This is a genomic window from Mycolicibacterium wolinskyi str. Jessa 2025, assembly GCF_049241375.1.
Lineage (GTDB): Bacteria > Actinomycetota > Actinomycetes > Mycobacteriales > Mycobacteriaceae > Mycobacterium > Mycobacterium wolinskyi.
In genome coordinates this window covers 3,747,699-3,769,085 of record NZ_CP185960.1, presented here as the reverse complement: position 1 = coordinate 3,769,085, position 21,387 = coordinate 3,747,699, and the positions used below count along the sequence as shown (strand labels likewise).

At 67.7% G+C, this 21,387-nt stretch carries 22 protein-coding genes; 14 read left to right on the top strand and 8 right to left on the bottom strand.

Translation table 11 applies throughout. From position 1 onward, the window contains the following. Positions 1-13: 13 nt before the first annotated feature. The 3 genes from ACOI2T_RS18645 to ACOI2T_RS18635 are packed head-to-tail and all read right to left on the bottom strand — an operon-like array spanning position 14 to position 2,904. Positions 14-832, bottom strand: a complete 819-nt coding sequence (locus ACOI2T_RS18645) for an AraC family transcriptional regulator (protein WP_409504845.1) — start codon at positions 830-832, stop codon at positions 14-16. A 32-nt stretch (positions 833-864) separates the two neighbouring features. Then, positions 865-2,196 (bottom strand): lipase family protein, encoded by a 1,332-nt coding sequence (locus tag ACOI2T_RS18640; RefSeq protein ID WP_409504846.1) that lies wholly within the window; start codon positions 2,194-2,196, stop codon positions 865-867. A 42-nt stretch (positions 2,197-2,238) separates the two neighbouring features. Then, entirely contained in the window at positions 2,239-2,904 is a 666-nt protein-coding gene (locus ACOI2T_RS18635; protein ID WP_409504860.1) for an NUDIX hydrolase, read from the bottom strand. Positions 2,905-2,994: 90 nt separating this feature from the next. On the opposite strand from ACOI2T_RS18635, the gene nadA reads away from it, so the two are divergent. Genes nadA through nadC form a run of 3 tightly spaced genes read left to right on the top strand, consistent with a single transcriptional unit; the run spans position 2,995 to position 6,454 of the window. Next, positions 2,995-4,020: a quinolinate synthase NadA gene (gene nadA, locus ACOI2T_RS18630; RefSeq protein WP_165766000.1), complete on the top strand. Its 1,026-nt coding sequence runs from the start codon at positions 2,995-2,997 to the stop codon at positions 4,018-4,020. After that, entirely contained in the window at positions 4,017-5,597 is a 1,581-nt protein-coding gene (locus ACOI2T_RS18625) for an L-aspartate oxidase (protein WP_409504847.1), read from the top strand. Before nadA ends, ACOI2T_RS18625 begins: the two co-directional genes overlap by 4 nt. Then, the gene (gene nadC, locus ACOI2T_RS18620) at positions 5,597-6,454 is read left to right on the top strand and encodes a carboxylating nicotinate-nucleotide diphosphorylase (protein WP_409504848.1); all 858 of its coding nucleotides are present in this window, start codon (positions 5,597-5,599) and stop codon (positions 6,452-6,454) included. The genes ACOI2T_RS18625 and nadC overlap by 1 nt, the downstream gene beginning before the upstream one ends. Positions 6,455-6,464: 10 nt before the next feature. On the opposite strand, the gene ACOI2T_RS18615 is transcribed toward nadC, so the two are convergent. Next, positions 6,465-7,100, bottom strand: a complete 636-nt coding sequence (locus ACOI2T_RS18615; RefSeq protein ID WP_085145584.1) for a LysE family transporter — start codon at positions 7,098-7,100, stop codon at positions 6,465-6,467. Positions 7,101-7,121: 21 nt separating this feature from the next. Next, complete coding sequence (locus ACOI2T_RS18610; protein ID WP_067845890.1) at positions 7,122-7,532, bottom strand: nitroreductase family deazaflavin-dependent oxidoreductase; 411 nt, start codon at positions 7,530-7,532, stop codon at positions 7,122-7,124. Between the two features lie 94 nt (positions 7,533-7,626). Here ACOI2T_RS18610 and hisD point away from each other — a divergent pair, with 94 nt between their 5' ends. Genes hisD through hisI form a run of 8 tightly spaced genes read left to right on the top strand, consistent with a single transcriptional unit; the run spans position 7,627 to position 14,026 of the window. Next, a complete protein-coding gene (gene hisD, locus ACOI2T_RS18605; protein WP_409504849.1) occupies positions 7,627-8,955 on the top strand; it encodes a histidinol dehydrogenase in 1,329 nt (442 codons plus the stop codon). Next, entirely contained in the window at positions 8,952-10,085 is a 1,134-nt protein-coding gene (locus tag ACOI2T_RS18600) for a histidinol-phosphate transaminase (protein ID WP_409504850.1), read from the top strand. Before hisD ends, ACOI2T_RS18600 begins: the two co-directional genes overlap by 4 nt. Continuing rightward, the gene (hisB, locus tag ACOI2T_RS18595) at positions 10,082-10,690 is read left to right on the top strand and encodes an imidazoleglycerol-phosphate dehydratase HisB (RefSeq protein ID WP_067845475.1); all 609 of its coding nucleotides are present in this window, start codon (positions 10,082-10,084) and stop codon (positions 10,688-10,690) included. The genes ACOI2T_RS18600 and hisB overlap by 4 nt, the downstream gene beginning before the upstream one ends. Continuing rightward, positions 10,687-11,304 (top strand): imidazole glycerol phosphate synthase subunit HisH, encoded by a 618-nt coding sequence (gene hisH, locus ACOI2T_RS18590; RefSeq protein WP_409504851.1) that lies wholly within the window; start codon positions 10,687-10,689, stop codon positions 11,302-11,304. The genes hisB and hisH overlap by 4 nt, the downstream gene beginning before the upstream one ends. Next, positions 11,301-12,035 (top strand): bifunctional 1-(5-phosphoribosyl)-5-((5-phosphoribosylamino)methylideneamino)imidazole-4-carboxamide isomerase/phosphoribosylanthranilate isomerase PriA, encoded by a 735-nt coding sequence (gene priA, locus ACOI2T_RS18585; RefSeq protein ID WP_067845477.1) that lies wholly within the window; start codon positions 11,301-11,303, stop codon positions 12,033-12,035. The genes hisH and priA overlap by 4 nt, the downstream gene beginning before the upstream one ends. Further along, complete coding sequence (locus ACOI2T_RS18580; RefSeq protein ID WP_409504861.1) at positions 12,032-12,862, top strand: inositol monophosphatase family protein; 831 nt, start codon at positions 12,032-12,034, stop codon at positions 12,860-12,862. Before priA ends, ACOI2T_RS18580 begins: the two co-directional genes overlap by 4 nt. Next, positions 12,859-13,644, top strand: a complete 786-nt coding sequence (gene hisF, locus ACOI2T_RS18575; RefSeq protein WP_409504852.1) for an imidazole glycerol phosphate synthase subunit HisF — start codon at positions 12,859-12,861, stop codon at positions 13,642-13,644. Before ACOI2T_RS18580 ends, hisF begins: the two co-directional genes overlap by 4 nt. A gap of 28 nt (positions 13,645-13,672) precedes the next feature. After that, positions 13,673-14,026 (top strand): phosphoribosyl-AMP cyclohydrolase, encoded by a 354-nt coding sequence (hisI, locus tag ACOI2T_RS18570; RefSeq protein ID WP_085145579.1) that lies wholly within the window; start codon positions 13,673-13,675, stop codon positions 14,024-14,026. A 23-nt stretch (positions 14,027-14,049) separates the two neighbouring features. Here the strand turns inward: hisI and ACOI2T_RS18565 are convergent, their stop codons facing one another. Then, the gene (locus tag ACOI2T_RS18565) at positions 14,050-15,540 is read right to left on the bottom strand and encodes an HNH endonuclease signature motif containing protein (protein ID WP_421874008.1); all 1,491 of its coding nucleotides are present in this window, start codon (positions 15,538-15,540) and stop codon (positions 14,050-14,052) included. Positions 15,541-15,744: 204 nt separating this feature from the next. Between ACOI2T_RS18565 and ACOI2T_RS18560 the strand changes: the two genes are divergently transcribed. The 3 genes from ACOI2T_RS18560 to ACOI2T_RS18550 all read left to right on the top strand — a co-directional run bounded on the left by ACOI2T_RS18560 (position 15,745) and on the right by ACOI2T_RS18550 (position 19,876). Then, on the top strand, positions 15,745-17,022 hold the full coding sequence (locus ACOI2T_RS18560; protein WP_421874006.1) for an integrase core domain-containing protein: 1,278 nt from the start codon (positions 15,745-15,747) through the stop codon (positions 17,020-17,022). Between the two features lie 201 nt (positions 17,023-17,223). Continuing rightward, positions 17,224-18,891 (top strand): N-6 DNA methylase, encoded by a 1,668-nt coding sequence (locus tag ACOI2T_RS18555; protein WP_409506122.1) that lies wholly within the window; start codon positions 17,224-17,226, stop codon positions 18,889-18,891. Continuing rightward, on the top strand, positions 18,881-19,876 hold the full coding sequence (locus ACOI2T_RS18550; protein ID WP_409506121.1) for a hypothetical protein: 996 nt from the start codon (positions 18,881-18,883) through the stop codon (positions 19,874-19,876). Before ACOI2T_RS18555 ends, ACOI2T_RS18550 begins: the two co-directional genes overlap by 11 nt. Here ACOI2T_RS18550 and ACOI2T_RS18545 read toward each other — a convergent pair. Further along, positions 19,873-20,670 (bottom strand): ABC transporter ATP-binding protein, encoded by a 798-nt coding sequence (locus ACOI2T_RS18545; RefSeq protein ID WP_409506120.1) that lies wholly within the window; start codon positions 20,668-20,670, stop codon positions 19,873-19,875. The genes ACOI2T_RS18550 and ACOI2T_RS18545 overlap by 4 nt on opposite strands. Then, complete coding sequence (locus ACOI2T_RS18540; protein ID WP_067845498.1) at positions 20,667-21,338, bottom strand: FadR/GntR family transcriptional regulator; 672 nt, start codon at positions 21,336-21,338, stop codon at positions 20,667-20,669. The genes ACOI2T_RS18545 and ACOI2T_RS18540 overlap by 4 nt, the downstream gene beginning before the upstream one ends. Positions 21,339-21,387 lie beyond the last annotated feature (49 nt).

Sequence of the window (21,387 nt, the reverse complement as noted above, 5' to 3'; positions counted from 1 at the left end):
GAACGAAATTGACCTATTGGCGCAGTGCGAGGTGATCGTCCTTGCTCATGAGATTTCGCCCGCGAAAGTGCTGCACAGGGGTGAGGCCGGAGAAGCGGCGGAACTCGCGAATCATGTGGGATTGGTCTGCGTAACCGTGCGCGAGCGCGAACCCCGGCCAGTGCGGCAGCGATTGCGCGGACATCACGTGGTGGTGTGCGTGCCGGAACCGTCGCACCCGCGCGAAGCGCTTCGGGGGTACGCCCACCTGTTGCGTGAACAGCTGGACCAGCCGCCGGTGACTGAACCCCACCTCGCGCGCGAGCGCCGCGATCGGGGGATGAGGCGTGCCGTAACCGAGTGCATCGACCGTGAACGCCACTTCAGGGGTCAATGTGGTCCGGTTCGCCGGGAGTGCGAGCAACGCCGACTCCAGAATCGCGAAGCGCTCGGCGTCCGATCCTGCCTCGCAGAGTTCGGCGCGAATGGTGTCTGCTGCGCCGTTCCACAACGCATGAAGGTCGACATGGCTGTCGAGCAGGTCGGGTGGCGAAAACCCGAGGACCGTGCGTGCGCCGCCGGGCTTGAAATGCACACCGACCATCGCGGTGTGCATGCGCGCGTCGATGTCGAACGGGGTGGTATACGGGCCGGCCAGCACGGTGCCCGAAAAGCGTTGGCAACCTTGGTTGTTCGTGACCGCTATGGTGTCCGCACCGAGGTTGACGACGAGTTCTGTGGTGCCGGTCGGCAGGATTCGCTCGGCCGAATGCCGCGGTCCGTCCGCAATGCACCACAGGTGGTCGACGCTGTCGCGCAGGGCCACCGCCGGAGTATGTCGGGTGTAGCGCATCTACCCGCCATTGTGCCAGCGGCCCGCGGAGATCAGAGCGGGCGGCGCCCGATCGCGCGACCGGTGGCCACCTTGAGCGCGATCCGTCCGAGCCGGGCCATCCCGACATAGGTCATCGGGTTGAGCAGTGTCGGCCACTTGGTGCGCACGAGGTGCTCGCTGAGCGGCCGGCCGGCGAACCGGTCGGTCAGCCACCGCAGGGCCATCGGTGCCGACATCGGGTGCAGCAGCAGGTGCTCGCTGAACAGGTCGCGGTGATACGTCACGTCCGCACCCCCGGCCAGATACGCGTCGGCCAGTTCGTCGATGTCGTCGACCGAGATCAGCTCGTCGTGAACCGCCTGGATGATCAGCACGGGCGGGTTCGGGGTGGCGACACCGAGCTTGATGTCGTCGAACACCTCGGTGACCTCGGCACTGTCGAGGATCTGCTCGAGCGGTAGGTCGACGAGATCATCCATGTCGGTGCGCGCCAACCGCACGACGGCCTCGACGGTGCTCATGTCGTGGAGCCGCCGCAGCAGCTTGCGCCCCTCGGTGGTCGCGTGTTCGGCGATGACGCGGTTGAGGCCCGGGTAGGTGTCGGCGAGCGCGGCCACCACGAGTGCGGGCAGCCCGGAGAACACCGTGCCGTTGAGACGGCGGAACGTGTGTCCGAGATCGCCGACGGGCGAGCCGAGCACGGCCCCGACGATGTTCAGCTCCGGTGCGTAGGAGCCGCTCATCTCCGCCGCCCACGCGCTCGCCAGGCCGCCGCCGGAGTAACCCCACAGTCCGATGGGGGATGCGTCGGTCAACGACAGCTGTTCGCAGTTCAGGGCCGCGCGCAGGCCGTCGAGCACGTGGTAGCCGGGTTCGTACGGCGTGCCCCACATGCCGTCGAGACCCTCGTGGTCGGGCACCGAGACAGCCCAGCCTTCGGCGAGCGCCGCGGTGATGAGCAGGAACTCGAGCTGGGCCAGCGAACCGATCGCCTTGGCGTGCCTGCGCAGGGCATACGACGGGAAGCACCGATTCGAGATCGCGTCGATCGCGCATTGGTAGGACACGATCGGGCAGTCGGGCTTGGCGTCGGGCGGCACGATCACCGTCGTGACGGCCGCTTCCGGAGCGCCATGGCGGTCGGTGGACCGGTAGAGCAGCTGGGTGGCATGAAACCGCTGCGGGATCAGGCCGAGAAACGCCACCTCGACGTCGCGGCTGCGGAGCACGGTGCCGGGCTCGGCGTGATGGAAGCCCGCGGGCGGCAGGTAGAACACGTCGTCGCCGGGCAATTGGGGCCGGGCGGTGCGATCGAGCTCTTCGTGCGGTGCGCAGCCGATCCACTCGGCTCCGGTCGCGTTGGCGGCACTGCCCAAATCCATCCCGGCATTGTTACTTAAGAAGGGTCTAAGAATCCAGTCGACTCACCCGGGCGGGCGAAGAGCCGCGAACTCGTCGGTGACGCGGTAGCGCGATTCGGTGAACCCGTAGAGGGCCGCGGGACGCCCGCCGCTGCGCCCGGAGCGGGCGGTGGTGCCGGTGCGGGTGATGACGTTGCGCCGCTCGAGCACCCGCTGCAGGTTGGTCGCGTCCACCTGGTAGCCGAGTGCCGCGCTGTAGATGTCGCGCAGGGTGGATATCGCGAATTCCTTTGGCGCCAAAGCGAAGCCGATATTCGTGTACGACAGTTTGGCGGCCAGCCGGGTGCGTGCGTGTTCGACCATGGGCGCATGGTCGAAGGCCATCGGCGGAAGGTCGTTGACGTTGTGCCAGCGGGTGTCCGACGGTAGGGCCGGGGTGGCGGGGGAGGGTACGAGTCCAAGGAACGTCGACGCGATCGTGCGGACGCCGGGGATGCGGGCCGGGTCGGAGAACACCGCGAGTTGTTCGAGGTGAGCCAACTCACGGAGGTCGACTTTCTCGGCCAGCTGGCGCCGCACGGAGCTCGTCAGATCCTCGTCGTCGCCGAGCCGTCCGCCGGGCAATGACCACTTTCCGCGCTCCGGTTCGAGTGCCCGTTGCCATAACAGCACGTTAAGCGTGGATTGCCGGGAGCTGAGGTCGCGAACCTGGAACACGACGGCGAGCACTTCGTGCGCGGTGTTACCATATGGCATGTTTTCGATTATAAGTCGAAAACCTGACTTCATGAGGAGGCCGCGGTGACGGTGCTCAACGGAATGCTCACGACGGACCTCGCGGACCGGATTGTGGATGGCCCCGGCGGCTATTCGGGTGTCGCGGGCGACGAGCAGTGGGCGGCCGAGATTCGCCGACTGGTGGAGATGCGCGGCGCCACGCTGCTCGCACACAACTACCAGCTGCCCGCGATCCAGGATGTCGCCGATCACGTGGGCGATTCGCTGGCCCTGTCGCGGATCGCCGCCGAGGCACCCGAAGACACCATCGTGTTCTGCGGCGTGCACTTCATGGCCGAGACGGCCAAGATCCTCAGCCCCGACAAGACGGTGCTGATCCCGGATCAGCGCGCGGGCTGCTCGCTGGCCGATTCGATCACCGCCGACGAACTCGCGGCCTGGAAGGACGAGCATCCCGGCGCCGTCGTCGTCTCCTACGTCAACACCACCGCGGCCGTGAAGGCGCTCACCGACATCTGCTGCACGTCCTCGAACGCGGTCGAGGTGGTCGCGTCGATCCCCGAGGACCGCGAGGTGCTGTTCTGCCCCGACCAATTCCTCGGGGCGCACGTCCGGCGCGTCACCGGCCGCAAGAACCTGCACGTATGGGCCGGGGAGTGCCACGTGCACGCCGGGATCAACGGCGACGAACTGGCGGCCCAGGCTCGCTCGCACCCCGATGCCGAGCTGTTCGTGCACCCCGAATGCGGCTGCGCGACGTCGGCCCTCTACCTGGCCGGTGAAGGTGCCGTGCCCGAGGAGCGCGTCAAGATCCTGTCCACCGGCGGAATGCTCGACGCCGCCCGCGAGACGCACGCCCGGCAGGTGCTCGTCGCGACCGAGGTCGGGATGCTGCACCAATTGCGCCGGGCCGCACCGGAAGTCGACTTCCTCGCGGTCAACGACCGGGCCTCGTGCACGTACATGAAGATGATCACGCCTGCCGCGTTGCTGCGCTGCCTCATCGAGGGCGCCGACGAGGTGCACGTCGACCCCGAAACCGCCCGGCTGGGCCGTGCCAGCGTGCAGCGCATGATCGCGATCGGGCAGCCCGGCGGCGGAGAATGAACTCCCAGCGATTCGCGTGCGGCACGTCGACGCTGTGGCAGCAGCGGGCCGATGTCGTCGTGATCGGCACCGGTGTCGCGGGGCTCGTCGCGGCGCTGGCCGCGCACCGGCGGGGGCGGCGTGTCGTCGTCCTGAGCAAGGCGCGCGAAACCGCGACCTTCTATGCCCAGGGCGGCATCGCCGTCGTCCTGCCCGACAACGATGATTCGGTCGACGCGCACGTCGCCGACACCCTCGCTGCCGGTGGCGGACTCGGTGATCCGGATGCGGTGCGGTCCATCGTCGCCGACGGCCATGCCGCCGTCGCCGACCTTGTCGCCGACGGGGCCCGATTCGACGAAACCGCAGCCGGCCGTTGGGCTTTGACGCGCGAGGGCGGACACACCCGGCGCCGGATCATCCACGCGGGCGGTGACGCGACCGGAGCCGAGGTGCAGCGTGCCCTCGACCTGGCCGCGGCGACGCTCGATATCCGGCGAAATCACGTCGCGGTGCAGATCCTGCAGGACGACACCGCGGTGACCGGCGTGCTGGTGCGCAACGAGGACGGCCCGGGCATCGTGCACGCCCCGTCGGTCATCCTGGCTACCGGCGGCCTCGGCCACCTCTACGCGGCCACCACCAACCCCGCCGGTTCGACCGGCGACGGTATCGCGCTGGCGCTGTGGGCGGGCGTCGCGGTGAGCGACATCGAGTTCATCCAGTTCCATCCCACGATGCTGTTCGATGCCGACGCCGGTGGCCGGCGGCCGCTGATCACCGAGGCGCTGCGCGGTGAGGGCGCGATACTTGTTGACTCTCAAGGGAACTCGGTGACCGAAGGGGTGCACCCCATGGGTGACCTGGCGCCCCGCGACGTCGTTGCCGCCGCGATCGACGCCCGCCTCACCGAGACCGGCGATCCGTGCGTCTACCTCGACGCGCGGCGCATCGACGAGTTCGCGCGCCGGTTTCCCACGGTCGCCGCGGCGTGTGCGGCCGCGGGTGTGGACCCGACCCGCGAGCCGATCCCGGTGGTGCCTGGCGCGCATTACAGCTGCGGTGGCGTGGTCACCGACGTCCACGGCCGGACCGAACTGCCCGGATTGTTCGCGGCGGGTGAGGTGGGTCGGACGGGCATGCACGGGGCTAACCGGCTGGCCTCGAACAGCCTGCTCGAAGGCCTTGTGGTGGGCCGACGCGCAGGCAGGGCCGCGGCCGACCATGCGGTGCACGCCGGCTCCGTGCGGGCCCGGGCCCCCCAGGACCACCGTCGCGACATCGCCGACCGAACGACCTTGCAACGCGCGATGTCCACGCATGCCTCGGTGGTCCGCGACGCCGCCGGGCTGAGCCTGCTGAGCGCGACCCTCGACGTCGCGCGGTCGGCAGAACCGCTCAGCCGCAGCAGTTTTGAAGACGCCGCACTCACCATGACGGCACGCGCGGTGGTGAGCGCCGCGTTGGCCCGCGCCGAGAGCCGCGGTTGTCACCACCGGGCCGACTTCCCCGGCACTAATTCGACCCAGGAGCATTCGTTGACGGTTCGCACCGACGGCGGCCAGATCGCCGTCGAGATCCCATCGGGGGTGTGCTGATGGCACTTTCGGAATCTGAGTTCGTCGAAGCCAAGGCGGTCGTCGCCCGGGCACTCGAGGAAGACCTGCGCTACGGCCCCGACGTGACGACGCTGGCCACGGTCGCATCGGACGCGGTGACCACGGCATCGGTCGTCAACCGCGAACCGGGCGTGATCGCTGGCGTCGACATCGCGCTGCTGGTCCTCGACGAGGTGATCGGGGCGAACGCGTACCGGGTCCTGCACCGGGTCGACGACGGCGCGCGGCTGGATGCCAAGTCGCCGATCCTCACCGTCGAGGCACCCACTCGCGAACTCCTGACCGCCGAACGCACGATGCTCAACCTGGTGTCTCACCTGTCCGGCGTCGCGACCGCGACCGCGGCCTGGGTCGACGCGGTGGCCGGCACGAACGCCAAGATCCGCGACACCCGTAAGACGCTTCCCGGCTTGCGAGCACTGCAGAAGTACGCGGTGCGGGTCGGTGGCGGTGTCAACCACCGGATGGGCCTCGGTGACGCCGCCCTGATCAAGGACAACCACGTCGCCGCGGCGGGGTCGGTGCTGGCGGCACTCAAGGCCGTCCGCGCCGAAGCGCCCGATCTGCCGTGCGAGGTCGAGGTGGACTCCCTCGAGCAGCTCGACGACGTGCTCTCGGCGGACGTCGAGTTGGTGCTGCTCGACAACTTCCCGGTGTGGCAGACCCAGATCGCCGTGCAACGCCGGGATTCGCGGTCACCCAGGACGTTGCTGGAGTCCTCGGGCGGGCTGACCCTGGCCAGTGCTGCGGAGTACGCCGGCACCGGTGTCGATTACCTCGCGATCGGCGCGCTCACCCACTCGGTGCGGGTGCTCGACATCGGGCTCGACATCTGACCGGGTTCGGCTAGGCGGGCGCGCTTCGCCGCACCAGGGACAGGACCACTGCCGCGGTCGCGAACAATCCGGAGAACACGCGGTTGAGCACCGTTTGTTGGCGCGGCGTGTGCAGCCACTGCAGCAAGCGGACCGCCAGCCCGGTGTAGAGGCCCATCACGACGAGGTCGACAACGATCATCGTCACCCCGATCGCCAGATACTGCGGCAGCAGCGGAGCGGTCGGCACGACGAACTGCGGCAGTACCGCGAGGAAGAACACCAGGCCTTTGGGGTTGGTGGCATTGACCAGAAACCCGCGCACGACCAGGGCCAGGCGGCCGCCCTCGGTGGACTTGCCGACCTGTTCACGCAGGTCGAGCGTCGCGGTCCGCCATTGCCGCACGGCCAGGTAGACGAGGTAGGCGACCCCGACCCATTTGATGATGTTGAACGCCAGCAGCGAGCCGGCCACCGCCGCGCCGAGGCCAACGGCCACGAGCGTCAGCTGCAGCATCAGGCCGATCTCCAAGCCGAGGATGCTCCAGTAGCCGCGGCGTACGCCGTGCGTGAGGCCCGTGGCCATCGACTGGATCGCCCCGGCGCCCGGGGACACGCTGATCACGATCGCCGCGCCGAAGAACGCCAGCCAGACTTGCCACGCCATACGTGCAGTCTGGCAGCGGCGTCAAACGATATCGGCGACGAACACCCCGGTCCGGCGGGCGCCGATGCGCGCGATCCGGGGAAGCGACGGATCGTCGGTTCCGGCGGGCAGCACCCTGGGATTGGTGATCTTGACGTCGCCGCGGAAAAGGTGGACGTCCGCCTCCCCGGCCGCGAGGACGTTCTTGACCCAGTTGGTTTTGCCGTGGGCGAGCAGGACCGCGAGCACGTTGCCCTTGCGGTAGCTCGTGACGATGGTCTCGTACGGGGTTCCCGACGTGCGACCCCGATGCTTGATGACGGTGAAGCCGGGCAGGCGTTTCGACAGTGGTCGCATGGCCGGATTCATGTACTTGATCTGCAGGCGTTCCAGCCAGGGCGGAACGAGCATCGGCACGCCCGGGGCGTGGTTGGGGTGGTCTTTGGCGGACATCGCGGGCTCCGTTCGCAGGTCTTGCGGCCACCCTACGGTGGCTGCGGCTCGGTGGATTTTTATTCAGGTGGACTGATCAGGGACAATTGACGCGATGGCCGAGTTTCAGATGTCCCGTATCGACCTGCGCAACCGCGCGTTGAATGCAGCCCAACTCCGTGCTGCCCTGCCGCGCGGTGGCGTCGACGTAGACGCCGTGGTGCCCAAGGTGCGCCCGATCGTCGAGGCGGTCGCGCAGCGTGGTGCGGCTGCGGCCTTGGAATACGGCGAATCCTTCGACGGTGTCCGCCCGGACACCGTGCGGGTGCCGGCCGCGGCCCTCGCGCAGGCACTTGCCGAACTCGACCCGGCCGTGCGCACCGCGCTTCAGGTGTCGATCGATCGCGCGCGTGCCGTCCACGCCGATCAGCGCCGTACCGACACCACCACAACGCTCGCCCCGGGCGCGACCGTCACCGAGCGTTGGGTTCCGGTCGAGCGGGTGGGGCTCTACGTGCCCGGCGGCAACGCGGTCTACCCGTCGAGCGTCGTGATGAACGTCGTGCCCGCCCAGACCGCAGGGGTGGACTCGCTGGTGATCGCAAGCCCGCCGCAGGCCCAGTTCGGCGGGCTGCCGCACCCGACGATCCTGGCCGCGGCCGCGCTGCTCGGCGTCGACGACGTGTGGGCCGTCGGCGGAGCGCAAGCGGTCGCGCTGCTGGCCTACGGTGGCACCGACACCGACGGCACCGAGCTGGCACCTGTCGACATGATCACGGGGCCGGGCAACATCTACGTGACCGCCGCGAAGCGGATCTGCCGCTCCCAGGTGGGAATCGACGCCGAGGCCGGTCCGACCGAGATCGCCATCCTCGCCGACCACACCGCCGATCCGGTGCATGTCGCCGCCGATCTGATCAGCCAGGCCGAGCACGATGAGATGGCGGCCAGCGTGCTGGTCACCGACAGCGTCGCGCTTGCCGAGGCCACCGACCGCGAACTGGCCAACCAACTCGCCACCACGGTCCACGTCGAACGCGTGACGGCGGCGCTCACCGGCAAGCAGTCGGCGACGGTGCTGGTCGACGACATCGAAGCCGGCATCCGAACCGTGAACGCCTACGCCGCCGAGCACCTCGAGATCCAGACCGCCGATGCCGCCGGTGTCGCGGGCCGGATCCGTTCCGCCGGTGCGATTTTCGTCGGGGCATGGTCGCCGGTGAGCCTCGGCGACTACTGCGCCGGTTCCAATCACGTGCTGCCGACCGCGGGTTGTGCCCGGCATTCCAGCGGGTTGTCGGTGCAAACCTTCCTACGCGGCATCCACGTCGTCGAGTACGACGAAGCAGCGCTCAAAGACGTGTCCGGCCATGTGATCACGTTGTCCAAGGCCGAGGATCTGCCGGCGCATGGTGAAGCGGTGCGACGGAGGTTCGAGCGGTGACGGGCACAAAGGATGTGACGCTGGCCGACCTGCCGTTGCGGGACAACCTCCGCGGCAAGTCGCCCTACGGCGCACCGCAATTGCAGGTTCCGGTACGGCTCAACACCAATGAGAACCCCCACCCGCCGACTCAGGCGCTCGTCGACGACGTCGCCGCGTCGGTGCGCGAGGCGGCGGCCGAACTGCACCGCTATCCCGACCGGGACGCGGTCGCGTTGCGTACCGATCTGGCGGCATACCTGACCGCGGCGACGGGTACGCATCTCACGGTGGACAACCTCTGGGCGGCCAACGGTTCCAACGAGATCCTGCAGCAGCTTCTGCAGGCGTTCGGCGGTCCGGGCCGCAGCGCGATCGGCTTCGTGCCCTCGTACTCGATGCACCCGATCATCTCCGACGGCACCCAGACCGAATGGTTGCAGGCCGCGCGGTCAGACGATTTCAGCCTCGACGTCGACGTCGCCATCGCGGCCATCAAGGACCGCAGGCCCGATGTGGTGTTCGTGACCAGCCCCAACAACCCTTCGGGACAGAGCATTCCGCTCGATGACCTGCGTCGGGTCCTCGACGCGATGGCAGGCGGCATCCTGATCGTCGATGAGGCCTACGGCGAATTCTCGTCGCAGCCCAGCGCGGTGGCCCTGCTCGACGAGTACCCGGCCAAGCTCGTGGTCTCCCGCACCATGAGCAAGGCGTTCGCGTTCGCGGGCGGGCGGCTCGGTTATCTGGCCGCCGCGCCCGCGGTGATCGACGCGCTGCTGTTGGTGCGGTTGCCCTATCACCTGTCGGTGCTGACACAGGCTGCGGCGCGCGCCGCACTGCGCCACGCCGACGAGACGCTGGGCAGTGTCGCCAAGCTCGCGGCCGAACGCGACCGGGTCAGCGCCGAGTTGGCGCGGCTGGGGTTCCGGGTGATCCCGAGCGACGCCAATTTCGTCCTGTTCGGTGAATTCACCGATGCCCCCGCCACCTGGCAGCGTTACCTGGACGACGGGGTGCTCATCCGTGACGTCGGGATCCCCGGCTACTTGCGGGTGACCATCGGCCTGGCGGACGAGAACGACGCATTTCTGGCCACCAGTGCCGAAGTGGCCAAGACCGAACTCAACAGCCCGGTAGGAGCATCGTGAGCCGTCGCGCGAAGGTCGAACGCAAGACCAAGGAATCCGACATCGTCGTCGAGCTCGACCTCGACGGCACCGGTGTCGTCGACATCGATACCGGCGTCCCGTTCTTCGACCACATGCTCACATCGCTCGGCAGCCACGCGAGCTTCGATCTCACCGTGCACGCCAAGGGCGACATCGAGATCGAGGGGCATCACACCGTCGAGGACACCGCGATCGTGCTGGGGCAGGCCCTCGGTGAGGCGCTGGGGGACAAGAAGGGCATCCGCCGGTTCGGCGACGCGTTCATCCCGATGGACGAGACGTTGGCACACGCCGCTGTCGACGTCTCCGGCCGGCCGTACTTCGTGCACACCGGTGAGCCCGAATTCATGGTCGAATTCACGATCGCCGGATCGAGCGCGCCGTACCACACCGTGATCAACCGGCATGTGTTCGAGTCACTGGCCTTCAACGCGCGCATCGCCCTGCACGTGCGCACGCTATACGGCCGCGATCCGCACCACATCACCGAGGCCCAGTACAAGGCCGTGGCGAGGGCACTGCGTCAGGCCGTCGAGTTCGACCCTCGGGTCACCGGCGTTCCTTCGACCAAAGGCACGCTGTGACAAAGAAACTCGTGGTGCTCGACTACGGATCGGGCAACCTGCGGTCCGCGCAGCGGGCGCTTGAGCGGGTCGGAGCCGATGTCGAGGTGACGGCCGACCCGGGCGCCGCCGCAGCGGCGGACGGCCTGGTCGTGCCCGGCGTCGGGGCGTTCGAGGCGTGCATGACCGGGCTGCGCTCGATCGGCGGCGAGAAGATCATCGCCGATCGGCTGCAGAACGGCCGTCCGGTGCTCGGGGTGTGCGTGGGTATGCAGATCCTGTTCGCGCGGGGCATCGAGTTCGGGGTGGAATCCGTCGGTTGCGGGCAGTGGCCCGGATCGGTCACCCGGCTGGATGCGCCGGTGGTGCCGCACATGGGCTGGAACGTCGTGGACGCGCCCGAGGGCAGCACGCTGTTCAAGGGCCTCGACGCCGCCACCCGCTTCTACTTCGTCCATTCCTACGCCGCACAGGAATGGACGGGACGATCCGAAGCCCTGGTGACGTGGGCTACGCATCACGTGCCGTTCATCGCCGCCGTCGAGGACGGCGCCTTGTCGGCGACACAATTTCATCCGGAGAAGAGTGGCGACGCCGGTGCGACGCTGCTCGCGAATTGGGTTGAGGGACTGTGAGTTTGATTTTGCTCCCCGCTGTCGACGTGGTCGGCGGTCAGGCGGTACGGCTCGTTCAGGGCAAGGCTGGCAGCGAGACCGATTACGGCTCGGCGTTGGAGGCCGCAGAGGCCTGGCAACGCGATGGTGCCGAGTGGATTCACCTGGTCGATCTGGACGCCGCGTTCGGCCGGGGCAGCAACCGTGAACTGCTCGCCGAGGTGGTCGGCAAGCTCGACGTCGACGTGGAGCTGTCCGGCGGTATCCGCGACGACGATTCGCTCAAGGCAGCCCTGGCGACAGGTTGTGCCCGGGTCAACATCGGCACCGCGGCGCTCGAGAACCCGCAGTGGTGCGCGCGGGCCATCGCCGAGTACGGCGACAAGGTGGCGGTCGGACTGGATGTCCAGATAGTCGACGGCGCCCACCGGCTTCGCGGCCGCGGCTGGGAGACCGACGGTGGCGACCTGTGGGAGGTACTGGAACGGCTTGACCGCGAAGGCTGTTCGCGGTTCGTCGTCACCGACGTCACCAAGGACGGCACGCTGACCGGACCCAATCTGGAGCTGCTGTCGGCAGTGGCCGGCCGTACCGACGCCCCGGTGATCGCGTCGGGCGGCGTTTCGAGCCTCGACGATCTGCGGGCGATCGCGACGCTCACCGGAAGCGGCGTGGAAGGCGCGATCGTCGGCAAGGCGCTCTACGCCGGGCGATTCACGTTGCCGCAGGCGTTGGCCGCGGTCAGCGGATAACGGCGGTGGGGGAACTGGAGACTTCAAAGCTCGCCGCATTGGTCGCCACCGCGGCCGAGATCCTCGACGCCGCTGCGGTTCCGTTCGTCGCCGGGCACCGCGCCGACTCCGCTGTTCGCAAGCAGGGCAACGACTTCGCGACCGAGGTCGATCTCGCGATCGAGCGGCAAGTGGTGCGGGCGCTGACCGAGGCGACGGGAATCGGGGTGCACGGTGAGGAATTCGGCGGCGAGCCAATCGACTCGTCGCTGGTGTGGGTGCTCGACCCGATCGACGGGACGTTCAACTATGCGGCCGGTTCCCCGATGGCTGCGATCCTGCTGGGACTGTTGGCGGACGGCGAACCCGTCGCCGGCTTGACCTGGCTGCCGTTCATGGGCCAGCGGTACTCGGCAATCGTCGGCGGTCCCTTGGAGGACAACGGCGTGGCGCGGCAGCCGCTCGGCTCGCCCACACTCGCCGATTCCATCATCGGTATCCAGACGTTCAACATCGATTCGCGGGGGCGGTTCCCCGGCCGTTACCGCGCGGCCGTACTCGCCAACCTCAGTCGGGTCTGCTCGCGGGTGCGCATGCACGGGGCCACCGGGGTGGACCTGGCCTATGTGGGTGCCGGAATCCTCGGTGGCGCAATCAGTTTCGGGCACCACATCTGGGACCATGCGGCCGGAGTCGCGCTGGTGCGGGCGGCCGGCGGCATCGTGACCGATCTGGCGGGCGAGCCGTGGACCGTCGAGTCGAAGTCGGCGCTGGCCGCCGCGCCCGGCGTGCACGAGAAGATGTTGGAGATCGTGAAATCGGCTGGGAATCCGGAGGACTACCTGTGAGCGTCGTATCCGATGTCGCCACGAGGGTGATCCCATGTCTGGATGTCGACGCCGGCCGGGTCGTCAAAGGCGTGAACTTCGAGAACCTGCGCGACGCGGGCGATCCGGTCGAACTCGCAGCCGCCTACGACGCCGAGGGGGCCGACGAGCTGACCTTCCTCGACGTGACCGCCTCGTCGTCGGGCCGGGCCACCATGCTCGAAGTGGTGAAACGGACCGCCGAGCAGGTGTTCATCCCGTTGACGGTCGGCGGTGGCGTGCGTTCGGTCGACGACGTCGATGTCCTGCTGCGTGCCGGTGCGGACAAGGTTTCGGTCAACACCGCCGCGATCGCGCGGCCCGAACTACTCGCCGAGATGGCCCGGCAGTTCGGCTCGCAGTGCATCGTGCTGAGCGTCGACGCCAGGACGGTGCCCGCCGGTGACGCGCCGACCCCGTCCGGCTGGGAGGTCACCACGCACGGCGGCCGCCGCGGCACGGGTATCGACGCGGTCGAGTGGGCCACGCGGGGTGCGGAACTCGGTGTCGGGGAGATCCTGCTGAACTCGATGGACCGCGACGGCACCAAGGCCGGATTCGATCTGGAGATGCTGCGTGCGGTGCGGGCGGCGGTCGGGGTTCCGGTGATCGCCAGCGGTGGTGCCGGTGCGGTGGTTGATTTCGCGCCAGCTGTGCAGGCCGGCGCCGATGCAGTCCTGGCCGCCAGTGTGTTCCACTTCCGGGAACTGACCATTGCCCAGGTCAAGGCGGCGATGGCGGCGGAAGGGATCGTTGTGCGATGAGCGCTTGCGCGAATAGCCGAGGGATGCGATGAGTCTCGATCCGAAAATCGCCGCTCGGTTGAAGCGGAATGCTGACGGACTGTTCAGCGCGGTGGCGCAGGAACGTGGCACCGGCAAGGTTTTGATGGTCGCCTGGATGGACGACGACGCACTGGCCCGCACGCTGGAAACCCGTGAGGCCACTTACTTTTCCCGGTCCCGCGGTGAGCAGTGGGTCAAGGGCGCGACGTCCGGGCACACGCAGTACGTGCACTCGATTCGTCTGGATTGCGACGGCGACACCGTGCTCCTGGAGGTCGACCAGGTCGGTGCGGCCTGCCACACCGGCGCACACACATGCTTCGACGCCGACCTGTTGTTGGGTGGCGAACCGACGGGATAGCCGTCGCGCAGAATCGAGTTCGGTCAGAACGGTGGTGGTCTGTCCAATTCGATGTTCAGTCGGCGTTCGGCATTGATGCGCTGGTCGCGGGTTTGCCGACGGGTTCGTGCGCGCGTCGGCATCTTGACCACACGGTCGGCGTTGGGTGCTGGTAGCGGCCCCGCGGGCGGCGGCGGTGTGTGGGGTTTCCAGTGGGGGAACAGAATTTGGCTGAACGGAGCAGTGTGCGACGTGTGGCCAGTGGGAGCGGTCCAGGTGTGGCTGCCGTCGGGATGTTGCACATCGGTCCAGCCGTCAACGCCGGTGTGAAAGGTCTTCAGCAGGTGATGGTTTCGGCATTTGGCGCCGAGGTTGCCCGGATGGGTGGGACCGGCCGGCCACGCGACGGCATGGTCGAGGTCGCAGTACTGCGCCGAGACACCACATCCCGGGAACTGGCAGGTCAGGTCCCGCATCCGTACGAACGCCGCCAAACCTGACGAGGGCCGATAGTGCGCCTCGTCGCCAAGTGCGCCGGCATCTTTGAGAGACTTCACTGCGGCCCCGGTGGCGATCAGCTCGGCCAACATGGGGGCGGGCACGATGCCGCCGCCGAGCAGCACACCCGGCCCACCCGATACCGCGGGCACGGAATCGGCGGCACGCTCGGCGACATCGGGTTCGCCGTGTAACAGCGGGTCTCGGGGCGCGGCGGGGGGACTGGCAATGTTCTCGGGTTGCGGATCCTCAACGCCGCGCGGTTCCAGCGCGTCGCCGTCGTCGCCCGCATTCTCGGTTTGCGAAACGTCAGCCGACGACGTGCTCTCGTCGCTGCTGGGCGAGGACGTGGGTAACTCGTCGGTGAGCACGTAAACCACCACGCTGCCGGCCCGGGGATCGACCCCGGCCGCGGCGCAGTCAGGGCTGCCGCACAGACAGGTCAGCCGATCAGCTCCGGCTCCGAGCGCGCCCAAGGCATCTGATCTGCGTTGGGCCATGGTTCGCGGGTCGCCGTCACATACGCCGCACGCCATGTCGATGAGCCGCTGTTTCAGAATCGCCCCGTCGATCCTCGACAACCGGCCCCAGATCGACACAGTGCCCGCGGGATCGTCGGTGTCGCCGAAGTTCACGTCGCGGCTGCGAGCCGCAGTGCGCGTCCGGCGTACCGCGGCAGGATCGAACTTCTCCACCCACACATCGATGGCTTGCTCGACCTTGGTGGCCGATAGTGTCCCGTAGCTCGTGGCGGCACCGGCCAACGCGGTGTCGATCAACGCGAGGGCTTCGGTGTCGACCACGAGTTGGGTGCGCCAGGTGATCGTGGCAACGACTTTCGCGGAGATATGGCCCTGCCCGAACACCGCCGCCACGTTCGGCAGACGGTCACGTAGCGCCTCGGCGATGCGCATTTGCGTCGAGGCGGCCCGGCGACCGAGATTGCACGCCGCACTGACCGCCGCGGTAGCGCACTCCCAGCCATCGATCGCGCGGTGCGCAGAGGCGTCGTCCTCGTCATCACAATGACGAGCCACGATCTCACCGATGGCTGCCAGCCGCTCCGCGGCCGAAATGGCCTCAGCACGCGTGCGTTGCGCGAGCGCGTCGATCAGCGCCGCGTCGGTGAGGTCACCGAGCGACGTGTTATGTCTCAGGACATCGGTGACAGTTCTGCATCAGGACATCGGTGACAGTTCGGGTCGTCTTGGTGGTGACACTTCTGCCTTGAGGCTCGGGCGGTGGCTGTCAATGAACCTATCGATCCTCGTGTCCGCCTCGCGATCTCGCAGTGGCCCGATGATGCACCCCGCGGCGCGGTATCGACGTTCTGCGCCGAACACGGCATCTCTCGAAAGTCGTTCTACGAGTTACGCAAACGCGTCAAGACCGACGGGCCGGCCGCCGTACTCGAGCCCAGAACCCGACGGCCGAAGTCGAGCCCGTCGGCGCTGACCGATGAGGTCAAACAACAAGCCGTGGCGGTGCGGGCCGCCCTGGAAGCTTCCGGCCTTGACCACGGGCCGATCAGCGTCCATGACAAGATGGGTGCGCTCGGCCTGGGTCCAGTGCCCTCGGTCGCATCGCTGGCCCGGATTTTCCGCCGGGAAGGTGTGGCCAAGGCCGAGCCGAAGAAGAAGCCCCGCTCGGCGTGGCGGCGGTTCGTCTATCCAGCCCCGAACGCTTGCTGGCAGCTCGACGCCACCGGGTACGTGCTCACCGGTGGACGCCAGTGTGTGATCTTCCAACTCATCGATGACCACTCCCGCTACGCCGTCGCCTCCCATGTGGCCTGCAGCGAAACGGCCGAGGCTGCGATCGCGGTGTTCGACAAAGCTGTCGCCGCCCATGGTGTGCCGCAAAGGCTGTTGTCGGACAACGGAATCACGCTCAACCCTTCACGGCGCGGATACCTGGGCAAGCTTGTCGAACACGTCTCGAGGCTGGGTGTCGAGGCGATCACCGGCAAGCCCTACAAGCCGACCACCCAGGGCAAGAACGAACGCTTCCACCAGACCTTGTTCCGCTACCTGGACAAGCAACCGCTGGCTAACACGCTGGCCGAACTGCAAGCCCAAGTCGATGCGTTCGACGACATCTACAACACCGAACGCCCCCATCAGGGGCTGCCCGGGCGCGTGACACCCCGCACGGCTTGGGAGTCCACGGCGAAGGTACCGGCCCCACGCCCCAAACACGATCTGCCCTGGTTCGTCCCACTCGCCCCGAAGCCCAAGCGGCCAGCACCGCAGCCACAGGACCTGCCCGCCGGGACCCACATCATGACGCTGAGTACCGCCGGCACGGTCAGACTCGCCGGCGTCACCTACAAGGTCGACGGACGACTGGCCTGCCAACAAGTCCTGGTCGTCACCAACGCCGAGAGCATCATCGTGGCCGACCTGGACGGCGAAGTCCTCATCGAGCACACCCGACCCCAAGCCGGAGTGAAATACGTCGGCAACGGACGCCCCCGCGGCCAACGCCCGAAGAGTGATGAAACGTCACCGATGTCCTGACACATCAACTGTCACCGATGTCCTGATGCAGAACTGTCACCGATGTCCTGAGACATCACAGGTCACCGAGCGACGGGAGCGTGCGCGATTCGAACACATGTTCGATACTACTCGCGTTTCCACAGCGCAGCAACGCTTTTGCCACAGTGCGCGACTGTCGCCGGCCAGGTGGGCAACAGAAGAGCGTAGGACCACCGCCACATGTCCTTCCGGGACTTTGTCGGTGCCGTCGGCAACAATGACGGGGTGACTGACACCGCCGACGCTCGCAAGGTACGCGGTGCATTCTTCACGCCCGACGCCATCACGGCCTATCTCGCGCAATGGGCAGTGCGATCGGCCGAAGACCGTATCTTCGAGCCGTCGGCCGGTGATGCGGCGTTCCTGGTGGCGGTCACCCACCGATTGCGTGAGCTGGGGGCGGCTGAGCCGGAGGTCGACGGCGTCGAGATCCACCCGGCCAGTGCCGCGACCGCGCGGCGACGGGTGACCGAGGCCGGCGGACGGGCCCGGATCCGCACCGCTGATTTCTTCGGCGTCGATCCGCGTCCGGAATATGCGGCGGTGATCGGCAATCCGCCGTACATCCGGTATCAGGACTTCCGCGGACAGGCTCGTGCACAGTCGCGGCGCGCCGCGCTCAAAGCCGGCGTCACACTGTCCGGTCTCGCGTCGAGCTGGGCGGCATTCACGGTCCACGCCGCGCTGTTTCTGCGGCCCGGCGGCCGGATGGCGCTCGTGCTGCCTGCCGAGCTACTCAGCGTCAATTATGCGGCGGCCGTGCGGAAATTCCTGTTCGACCGGTTCGCCAGCGTCGAGTTGGTGATGTTCGACGAGCAGGTGTTCCCGGAAGCCGAGGCCGATGTCGTGCTGCTGCTGGCCGACGGTTTCGACGGCGGCCCGTCGGGTCATGCCGTCATCCATCGGGCTCGCAATGCCGAATCGCTGACATCCGAGCTCGTGCAACGGAATTGGTCACCACGCGATCCGGCGGACAAGTGGATCAGCGGCCTCGTCGGCAACGGTCCGGTCGATGCACTCCATGCACTGCACACCGCAGGCGATTTCACGCTGCTCGAACACTGGGCCGACACCACGCTCGGCATGGTCACCGGCAACAACGGTTATTTCGCCCTGTCGCCGGCCCGGGTACGTGAGCTGGGGCTGCGGCCGGCCGATGTGCTGCCGCTGTCTCCGCCGGGCAGCGCCCATCTGCGCGGCCTCACGCTGTCGGCCGACCAGCTGGCACGGCTGGGGGAGGACGGTAAGTCGATCCATCTCTTCCGGCCCACGGGAGCGCTGTCGGCCGCCGCCAAGCGGTATGTGGAGGCCGGGCGTGCTGCCGGGGTGCATCTGGCCTACAAGTGCCGGGTCCGTGAGCCCTGGTATCTGGTGCCGCTGGTCGAGCCGGCCGACCTCTTGCTGACCTGTATGAACGCCGACACCCCACGCCTGGTCACCAACCGGGCCAAAGCGCACCACCTCAACTCCGTGCACGGGGTGTACCTGCGCGACGGACTCAGCGGGTTGGGCCGCGACCTGCTGCCGTTGGCCGCACTGAACTCGGCGACCCTCTTGCATGCCGAGATGGTCGGCCGGTCCTACGGTGGCGGCATCCTGAAAATCGAACCGCGCGAAGCGGATCGGTGGCTGGTGCCGGCGCCGCAACTGATCGCCGAGCGCAGCTCGCAGCTGCGGGATGTCAGGCGCCGGGTTGCGGCGCTGTTGAGCCGGGGCGAACTGCTCGACGCGGTCAGGATCGTCGACGATGCGCTGGGCCTGGATAGCCGCGTACCGTTGGAATCGGTTCGCAGCGCTCACGATTCACTGGCCACCCGGCGGGCGGTAAGGTCACGGCGTGCCCGCTGAACCGTCGACCAAGGCGACCGCGTGGGCGATATTCGATCGCATCGTCGCGGATGCCGCACCGGCAGGCCGGCACTCCAATCCGTGGGTGCACAGCGACGGCGGGCCGGCCTACGTGCCCGACTTCCGGGTACTGCGCAAACTGCTCGGGGTGCCGTTGCACCTCAATGCCCCTTCGACAACCGGGGTGCCGGCGTTGGCGCTCGACGTGTGGCTGTCCTACGAGCTCCGCCGGGCCGGCTTCGAACCGGACGCCGTGTGGCCGCGGCCCACCGATCCACGCATCATGCCGAGCGCCATCGCCAACCTGCTCGAGGCCCTGCCGCAGAAGGAACGCGTGCTGATCGAACAACGTCTGCGGCGCTCGATGAAGGGTGTGGCGGGGTCCAGCGCGAGCGTGCTCGGAAAGCACTACATGAAGCAGGTCGACGTGGTGATCTCGGACTGGGACACCGGGCCCGAGCTTCTCATCAGCACCAAACGCATGGATTCGAGCTTCGGCAAGAACGCGGCCAACCGCGTCGAGGAAAGCTACGGCGACGCCAAGAATCTGAGATTGCGGCACCCGCTGGCCGCACTCGGATTCGTCTACGGTCTGCGGTCGACCATCCTCAACACCGAACCCGAGAAGGCCGAATGGCTGATCGACCTCTTGGGCAAGCTCGGTACCGAGGACGACGCGTATCACGCGGTCGCGTTGGTGATGATCGACTACGACGCTGAAGTGCCCCGCGAAGACGACGAGGTCGACAGCATCGAAAAGGCGGAACCCGACACGCTTTTCGAAATCGTCGATGTCGAGACGGCTGCGGTCGATGAGGCGCTGGCGGCATTGCCCGACATCGCCATCCGCCACGACGCCGTCCCGCCGCAGCTACAGCCGGCGCGATTCCTGGCGACCATGGTGTCGCGCGTTCTCGACATCTCACCGGTGACCAGGCACCGGGAAGCGCGCAGGCGCCGCAACACCCCGGGCCAGGCGCCCTAACGGATCCGCGGCCCGGGCTTCGCTCGGGCCGTCCACCGGCCGTCCTGATGGCCGACTGTCACGGGATGCGCGAACGCCGTCGTCACATGATCGGTGGTGACCGTGTCGAGAGCCGGGCCGCTGGCAACCGTTCGCCCATCGGCGATCAGCAGCGCGTGGGTCGTGCTGGTTGGCAGTTCCTCCAGATGATGCGTCACGAGTATCGACGCCATGTCGCCATGCGTATCATCCAGTGTGTCAAGGGTTTCCAATAGCTGTTCACGGGCGGCAACGTCCAGCCCCGTGGTGGGTTCGTCGAGCAGCAGCAACTGCGGATCCGAGATCAGCGCGCGTGCGATGAGGGCACGCCCGCGTTCGCCCTGCGACAGCGTCGGCCACACCGCATCGACTCGCGCCGACAGCCCTACGGTGTCGATTAGTTCCTCGGCCCGGCGCACCTGGTCGGCGGTCGGTGTCCAGCGCGCCGCGGTGTCGATGGTTGCGGTGATACCGGTCAGCACCACCTCGCGCACGCTCAGCGGATACTGCAGGCGGTGACGCGGGTTGACATGACCGATCGAGCGACGCAGCACCGTGAGATCCGTACGGCCCATCTGTCCGCCGAGCACCCGCACGATGCCGGTCGTCGGAAAGGTCACGGCCGCACAGAATCCCAGCAATGTGCTCTTGCCCGCCCCGTTGGGACCGAGCAGGGCCCAGTGTTCGCCGGCCTGCACGGTCAACGAGATGCCGTCGATGATCTGCTTGCCGTCGCGACGGAATGTCACGTCGTCGAGTTCGAGGACCGACGTCATGCGAAAGACTCCTTCAATGAGCTCAGGTGGGTTCTGCTGGCCGCGGCGGCGGCTTCGGGATCTCTGGCGACGATCGCGTCGGCCAGCTGCTGGTGCAGGGCGTGGTCGCAGGGTTCGGACGCGATGGGTTTGATCTTGAGCATGTCGATCATCGCGAGCCGCAGCCTTGGCAGGAAGGCATCGAACAACTGCGTCAGCACATCGTTGTGGGCGGCGGCGATGACCGCGCGATGGAAGGCCATGTCCGCGTCGACGTGATCGGGTACCGACTGTCCGACCACGCCGCGGGCCACCAGCGTGCGTCTGATGGTGCGCAGGTCCGCGGGGGTCCGTCGGGTCGCGGCCAGGGCCGCCGCCTCGGCCTCGATGGCGATCCGTGCTTCGATCACCGACACGATCGTCGAACGCCGCAGCACGGTGTCCCAATCCTCGGCGACGTCGAGTGCGGTGACGAAAACGCCGGCTCCCTGCCTGCTGTCCAGCACCCCCTTGCCGGCGAGCTCGCGGATCGCTTCGCGCAATGTCGAGCGCCCGACACCGAGCTGGGCGGCCAGCGTGGTCTCACCCGGCAGCCGATGGCCGAGCGGCCACTCGCCGTCACGGATGCGGGCCAGCAGCAGTGACGCGGTTTGCGCTGCCAGTGGATGGCGCTGGACCTGGGCGGGCATGCCTGAACCTCTCTACTTGTCTGAGGAGTTGTGTATAGTCTAGCCATCA